Origin of the sequence: Streptomyces sp. NRRL S-118 (genome assembly GCF_000716335.1) — a bacterium.
GTDB lineage: Bacteria > Actinomycetota > Actinomycetes > Streptomycetales > Streptomycetaceae > Streptomyces.
Genome location: NZ_KL591007.1, coordinates 186,668 through 193,139, shown reverse-complemented (window position 1 = coordinate 193,139; position 6,472 = coordinate 186,668). Strand labels below are relative to the sequence as shown.

Sequence of the window (6,472 nt, the reverse complement as noted above, 5' to 3'; positions counted from 1 at the left end):
CGAGGTCTGTCCGCCCGGACGGCAGCCCGCGCCGCCGGGCCGCCACACCCCGGACGAGCGCACCGAACAGGCGCGCGCTTCCGGCCCGCCCGTACCCCCAGGCCCCCTCGCCCGCCACCTCACGCTGCTGGAGCGCCAGGAGGAGCGGGAGCGGCTGGTGCGCCTCCTCGCGCGCGGCCGCTCCGTCCGGCTGACCGGGCCGTCGGGTTCCGGCCGGACCGCCCTGCTCGACGCCGTCGCCGCGGACTGCGCCGACCTCGCACCCGACGGGGTCGTACGGCTCAGCGGCCACCACCGCACGCCCACCGAGGTGCTGTACGAGCTCTTCGCCGCCGTGTACCGCGCGCCCGGCCACCGGCCCGACCGAGCGGGACTCCTGGCCGCCGTGCACGACATCGGCGCCGTCGTGGTCGTCGACGACCTGGAGTTCGGCGGCTCCGCGCTGGACGAGCTGCTCGACGCCACGCCCGAGTGCGCGTTCCTGCTCGCGGCCACGCCCGACGTGCCCGCGCCCTCCCCGGACTCGCACGTCGAAGAGGTCTTCCTCGCCGGACTGGGCCGCGGTTCCGTCCTCGAACTGCTGGAGCGCGCCGTCGACCGGGCGCTCACCGACGACGAGGCGAACTGGGCGGGCGACCTCTGGTTCGAGTCCGAGGGCCTGCCTCTGCGGTTCATCCAGGCCGGCGCCCTGCTGCGCCAGCGCGACGAGATGCGCGCCGGCCCCGCGGACGACGAGGTCCCCGGCGACGACGACGCGGCGGACGAGGTGTCCGGCGACGCCGACGTGTTCGCCGCGGGCCGCGACGTACCGCTGCCGAGCCTCGCCGAAGGTGCCGCTCCCGCGGCGCTGCTCGCCTCCCGCCTCTCCGAATCGGCCCGCGAGACCCTGCGCTTCGCGGTCGCGCTCGGCGGCGAGGTCCCGCACCAGGCGCACCTGCCGGCGCTCGTCGGCGACACGCACGCCGACGCCGCCCTCGGCGAACTCCTCGGGTGCGGGCTGCTCACCCCGGTCGGCACGCGCTACCGGCTCGCCTCCGGGGTGTCGGCGCAGCTCGTCGCGAGCGGATACGACGATGGTGCGGCCGGCCGTGCCCACACCGCCGCCCAGCACTACGCCTGGTGGGCCGCCCACCCCTCGGTCACCTCCGAGCGGGTGGCCGCCGAGGCGGACGCCGTGCTGGCCGCGATGGCCGCGCTGGTGCTGGGGCCGACGGCCGGGCAGGGCGCTGGGGGAGGGGAGCCGGGCCACGCGAGCGCGGCGGTCCTGCTGGCCCGCAGCGCGGTGCCCGCCTTCGCGGCCGCGCTGCACTGGGGCGCCTGGGAGCGGGCGCTGCGCACCGGCCAGGAAGCGGCCCGCATTTCGGGCGAAGTTGCCGAAGAGGCGTACTTCCACCATGAATTGGGCGTCCTCGCGCTGTGCGCCGGAAACCTGGAGCGGGCCCGCGCCGAGCTGGAGGCGTCGATCGCCCTGCGCGGCGCACTCGCCGACAAGCGCGGCACGGTCGCGGGCCGGCGAGCCCTGGCGCTGGTCGCCGACCGGGAGCGCGGACCGCTGCTCGGCGGGCGCACGGCCGCGGGCGAGGAGGTGCCCGCCGCACGCCACGACGAATCGGCGTCCCCGCCCGGCGGCGTACCCGCGAAGGGCGCCCCCGCGGGGCTGCCGCGTCTGGCGGGTCTGTCCCGCGAGCCGTCCACCCTCCCCACCCGCAAGGACACCGCGGAACCGGGCGTCGCGACCGGCGCCGCGGCGGGTGTCGCGGCCGGCGCCCCGGCGGGCGCCGCAGCCGCCCGTCCCACGGCCCGGCGCACCATCCTGACCGGCGCGCGGCGCAATCTGGTCGCGGCGGGCGCCGGTGCGCTGCTCGCCGCCGTCCTCGGCACGGTCGTGACGCTCGGCGCCACCTCGGGCAGCGCTGAGGGCGACGGCGGCTCCCGCCCCGTCACGTCGGACCAGTCGGCGAACGAGGACGACGGCAACGATGGACTCGACGCGGAGGAGCCCGGCCAGGACTCCACGCGCCGCCCGGACGGCGGCTCCATCGGTGGCACCGGCTCGACGGGCGGATCCGGTGGCACCGCGGACCCCGGTCCGGTCCGCCCCGGCGAGACCGGCTCGGCACAGGAGCCGGGCGACGGCTCGGCGACGGGCGGCGGGACGCAGACGGGCGGGACGTCCCCGTCCGGCGGCAGCTCCACCTCGACCGGCGGCAGCTCCTCGCCCACCAGCACCGGCGGCGGCAGCTCCTCCCCGACCAGCACCGGCGGGACCGGCGGCTCCCCGTCGCCGACCACCACCGGGGGCGGCGGCAGCAGTTCACCCTCGCCGACCACGAGCGGCAGCACCACGGGCTCGCCGACGACCAGCGGCTCCACCACGACCGGTGGCACCGACAGCGGGGGCACGGACGCCGGCGGGACCACCACCACGGGCGGCGGCGCGGGCGGCGGCACCAGCAGTGGCGGCACGGAGACCACCGGCGGGACCACCGGCGACGGCGGCTCACCCAGCGCGTCCTGAGCCCGGCCGCGGCGCGCGCCCCGGCGCACGACCGCGGCGCGCGTCCTGACACACGACTGCGGCCCCGGGAGATCGTCTCGTCTCCCGGGGCCGCAGCCGTACCGCCCGTTCGTGCGGCGCCTCAGAACAGGCGCAGCTTGTCGTCCTCGATGCCGCGCAGCGCGTCGTAGTCCAGCACCACGCAGCCGATGCCGCGGTCCGTCGCCAGCACCCGCGCCTGCGGCTTGATCTCCTGCGCCGCGAAGATGCCCTTCACCGGCGCCAGATGCGGGTCGCGGTTCAGCAGCTCCAGATAGCGGGTGAGCTGCTCCACGCCGTCGATCTCGCCGCGCCGCTTGATCTCCACGGCCACCGTGGCGCCGTCCGCGTCCCGGCAGAGGATGTCCACCGGCCCGATGGCGGTCGGGTATTCGCGCCGGATCAGCGAATAACCGTCCCCCAATGTCTCGATCCTGTCGGCGAGCAGCTCCTGGAGGTGTGCTTCCACGCCGTCCTTGATGAGGCCGGGGTCCACACCGAGCTCGTGCGACGAGTCATGGAGGATTTCCTCCATCGTGATGATCAATTTCTCGCCCGCCTTGTTCACGACCGTCCAGACTCTGTCGTCACCCTCCTTGAGGGTGCACGGCGGGGACATCCAGTTGAGCGGTTTGTACGCCCGGTCGTCAGCATGGATGGAGACGCTGCCGTCTGCCTTGACCAGGATCAGACGGGGGGCGGAGGGCAGGTGGGCGGTGAGCCGGCCCGCGTAGTCCACGGAACAGCGGGCGATGACGAGACGCATGGACGGCAACGCTACTCGACTCCTACGCTTCCGCGCGATTCGGCCCTAAACCCCCTTACGTACATGGCCGGTTGTGACCCCATTCTCCTGGTGCGCTCCGGACAGCGCGCTTACCGTGGAAGCGGGAGGTTGTCGCCCGGGCACTCTGCGTGGCCTACGGGGGCGTCCTCCTTCCCTGCCCGTAAGACCCCGCTACCGTCCGGGGTCGCGAGAGGAGAACCCATGTCGCTCGACGTCTCACCGGCGCTGTTGGAACAGGCCGAGCGAGGCGAGGTCGACGAAGCCGACTTCGTCGACTGCGTCCGGACCTCCCTGCCCTACGCATGGGAGATGATCAGTTCTCTGGTGGCACAGCTGAAGGTGGACGGTGGTGCGTTCGCCGACAACCAGACGCCGCCGCCGGACGAGCAGGCACGTGGACAGCTGCTGCGTGCGCTCGCGAGTGACGCGATCCGGGGTGCGCTCCAGCGGCACTTCGGGGTCCGTCTGGCGTTCCAGAACTGCCACCGCGTCGCGGTGTTCCCGTTGGACTCCTCGGTGGACGAGCGGTACACCCGCTTCACTTCCGTACGGGCCCAGCTGCTGAACCAGTCGCCCGAGCTGCGCGACTGCTGAGCCCGTGCTGCCGCTCCGTTGCGCCGCCGGCCGCAGCCGGTGCCGGGGCGGCAGCACCGATGCAGGCGACGCCCGCGCGGGCCGCGCCCCCCTCGCCGCCAGTCACGGCCTCCGCTCCCTCAGCCGAGCAGCGGCAGCACGTCCCCGCCCAGCCGCCGTACGTTCTCCTCCGTGGCCACGATGTCCCCGGACCCCTCGACGAGCAGCGCGAAGCGCCTGATGCCGGTCCGCTCGGACGTCGCCGCCAGCCGGTCCGCCGCCCCTTTCGCCGTCCCCACCGGGTGCAGCCGGCACAGCAGCTCCGTGTACGCGTACGGGTCGCGCATCGCGCGCTGCCGGCCGTCGACCGTCACATGGGCGCCGAGCCCCTGCCTCAGCCAGCCGGGCATCGCCTTCAGCAGCGCCTGGGCCGCGTCCGCCGAGCGGTCCGCGATCTGCGCCACACCCGCCGAGACGTGCCGGGCGGCAGCGCCGGCGATCACCTCCGGAGGGTGCCCGGCGGCGTGCGCCTCCGCCCGCCACAGCGCCACCATCTCCGCCTTCTCGTCGTCGCCGCAGTGCATGCCCAGCAGCATCGGCAGGGCCCGCGCCGCGGCCAGCCGCACGCTCGCGGGCGAGGTGCAGGCCAGGATCGTCTCCGGGGCGGGGTCGCCGTCGATCAGCTCGTCCGGACGCGGCACCACGGGGACCTCGCGGAACCGGTGGCGGGGGCCGTCGGCCGACACGCGCGGTTCGCGCAGCCAGCGCAGCAGCAGGTCCAGCGCTTCCGGGAAGTGCTGTTCGTACGCCCCGAGGCCCGAGCCGAAGACTTCCAGGTCCACCCAGGGCCCGCCGCGGCCGACCCCGAGCGTGAACCGGCCGCCGGAGGTCACGTGCAGCAGCGCCGCCTGCTCGCCGAGCGCCACCGGATGGGTGGTCGGCAGCACGCTGACCGCGGTCCCGACCCTGATGCGGCGGGTCCGGCCGAGCAGCAGCGCGGCGAGAGTGACGGCCGAGGGGCAGACGCCGTACGGCACGAAGTGGTGCTCGGCCAGCCAGACGGAATCCAGGCCCGCCTCCTCGGCCACCTCGGCGGAACGCACCGCCCGGTGGAGCGCTTCGCCCTGGCCCTGGCCGGGAAATTGGGCGGCCAGTACAAAAGTTCCCACACGCATCGCCTGATGCCTCCTAGCGCGGCCGACGCGACTCCCCTCAGGGGCAACAACGTCTGGCAGGTGCCAAAGGCAACGGCCCAGGCGCAAGTTGTTCCGATATTCCGTTAACTGCCGCTGCCGTAGGCTGGACGGGCCCTGTTCACGCCTGCCCCCTGTGAGGTGTCCCGTGTCCCCGCGCCGAAACCGCCCGCGTGGCGGCGACAAGCCGAACGAGAGCATCACCGGCGAGGTGGGGGACCGGTACGGCGGATTCCAGCGCTCGGAGTCCTGGCAGGGCGAGGAGTGGGCGGTGCGGCACGTGGCGGGCGCGAGCGCGCTCGGCAAGCGGTACCGCTGCCCGGGTTGCGACCAGGAGATCCCGTCCGGCCTCGCGCACGTGGTGGCCTGGCCGTCGTCGTACGGCGGTGTGGACGACCGCCGCCACTGGCACAAGGCGTGCTGGAACGCGAAGGACCGCCGCACCTCGCGGGTGCAGCGGTCCCGTAACGCGCCGCGTTATTAGGGAGCGGCCTGCCCTTCCGGCTACACGTCCCGCCGGTCGAGGGCGAAGAAGGCGGCGACCATGGCCGCCGCGGCCAGACCGGCCATGATCCACAGCGGCTCCCAGCCGGACGGGCCGGACTGGGTCACCGCGTTGTCGTAGAGGACCGCGAGCTGGCTGGGGATCGAGTACTCGAACAGGGCCTGCTGCACGTCCCGCAGCGACTCCGAGAACATGAACATCGCGGCGACGAGCGGCAGCAGGACGACACCGAGCATGACGGTGATCGCGCCGGCCGAGTGGCGCAGCAGCGCGCCGACGGCGAGCGAGAGCAGTCCGAGCGTCGCCACGTACAGGCCGACACCGATGGTGGCGCGGAACCAGTCCTCACCGGTCGTGGTGCCCGAGTCCACGATCGTGGTCTGCAGCATGCCCACCGCCGCGGCGACGGTGGTGGTGAGCACGAAGACGAGCAGGAAGAAGACGATCGACTTCGCCGCCAGCACCCGCGCGCGGCTGGGGCACGCCGTCAGGGTCGTACGGATCATGCCCGTGCCGTACTCCGACGAGATGGTGAGCACGCCCAGGGTGATCACGCAGATCGAGCCGAGCAGCACGCCGAAGAAGCCCAGCCCCAGCGCGGACTGGCCCTCGAGATTCGCGTCCGTGCCGGCGACGGCCATGGCGGAGAGGACGCCGATGCCGACCATCAGGGCGATCATCACGCCGAGCGTCCACATCGTGGACCGCACGGACCGGATCTTGGTCCACTCGGAAGCGAGCGCGTCCCCGAGGTGGGCGCGGCGGACCGGGATGGGCGAGGTGTAGGAGTACGGGGCCGGGGTCGGCGGAGTGGTCGGGGTGGTCATCGGGGGTCCTCGGAGTCGCTCTTGGTCAGGGAGGCCGGGGCCTGGGCCTGT

Annotated in this window: 6 protein-coding genes; 3 read left to right on the top strand and 3 right to left on the bottom strand. The window is 74.1% G+C overall.

Annotation, left to right across the window (positions count from 1 at the left end):
• A partial coding sequence (locus IH00_RS0115245; RefSeq protein ID WP_031073769.1) for an ATP-binding protein occupies positions 1 to 2,518 on the top strand: 2,518 nt, incomplete at its 5' end.
• A 121-nt stretch (positions 2,519 to 2,639) separates the two neighbouring features.
• On the opposite strand, the gene nucS is transcribed toward IH00_RS0115245, so the two are convergent.
• The gene (gene nucS, locus IH00_RS0115240; protein ID WP_031073767.1) at positions 2,640 to 3,302 is read right to left on the bottom strand and encodes an endonuclease NucS; all 663 of its coding nucleotides are present in this window, start codon (positions 3,300 to 3,302) and stop codon (positions 2,640 to 2,642) included.
• Between the two features lie 222 nt (positions 3,303 to 3,524).
• On the opposite strand from nucS, the gene IH00_RS0115235 reads away from it, so the two are divergent.
• A complete protein-coding gene (locus IH00_RS0115235) occupies positions 3,525 to 3,917 on the top strand; it encodes an SCO5389 family protein (RefSeq protein ID WP_031073764.1) in 393 nt (130 codons plus the stop codon).
• Positions 3,918 to 4,036: 119 nt separating this feature from the next.
• Here IH00_RS0115235 and IH00_RS0115230 read toward each other — a convergent pair whose 3' ends face one another.
• A complete protein-coding gene (locus IH00_RS0115230; protein ID WP_031073762.1) occupies positions 4,037 to 5,071 on the bottom strand; it encodes an LLM class flavin-dependent oxidoreductase in 1,035 nt (344 codons plus the stop codon).
• Between the two features lie 166 nt (positions 5,072 to 5,237).
• Between IH00_RS0115230 and IH00_RS0115225 the strand changes: the two genes are divergently transcribed.
• Positions 5,238 to 5,573 (top strand): hypothetical protein, encoded by a 336-nt coding sequence (locus IH00_RS0115225; protein ID WP_031073760.1) that lies wholly within the window; start codon positions 5,238 to 5,240, stop codon positions 5,571 to 5,573.
• 20 nt (positions 5,574 to 5,593) lie between these two features.
• Here IH00_RS0115225 and IH00_RS0115220 read toward each other — a convergent pair whose 3' ends face one another.
• On the bottom strand, positions 5,594 to 6,421 hold the full coding sequence (locus IH00_RS0115220) for an ABC transporter permease (RefSeq protein WP_031073758.1): 828 nt from the start codon (positions 6,419 to 6,421) through the stop codon (positions 5,594 to 5,596).
• Positions 6,422 to 6,472 lie beyond the last annotated feature (51 nt).

Coding starts and splice junctions, on each gene's coding strand:
- IH00_RS0115230 (WP_031073762.1), bottom strand. CDS start 5,071: ATGCGTGTGGGAACTTTTGTACTGGCCGCCCAATTTCCCGGCCAGGGC.
- IH00_RS0115220 (WP_031073758.1), bottom strand. CDS start 6,421: ATGACCACCCCGACCACTCCGCCGACCCCGGCCCCGTACTCCTACACC.
- IH00_RS0115235 (WP_031073764.1), top strand. CDS start 3,525: ATGTCGCTCGACGTCTCACCGGCGCTGTTGGAACAGGCCGAGCGAGGC.
- nucS (WP_031073767.1), bottom strand. CDS start 3,302: ATGCGTCTCGTCATCGCCCGCTGTTCCGTGGACTACGCGGGCCGGCTC.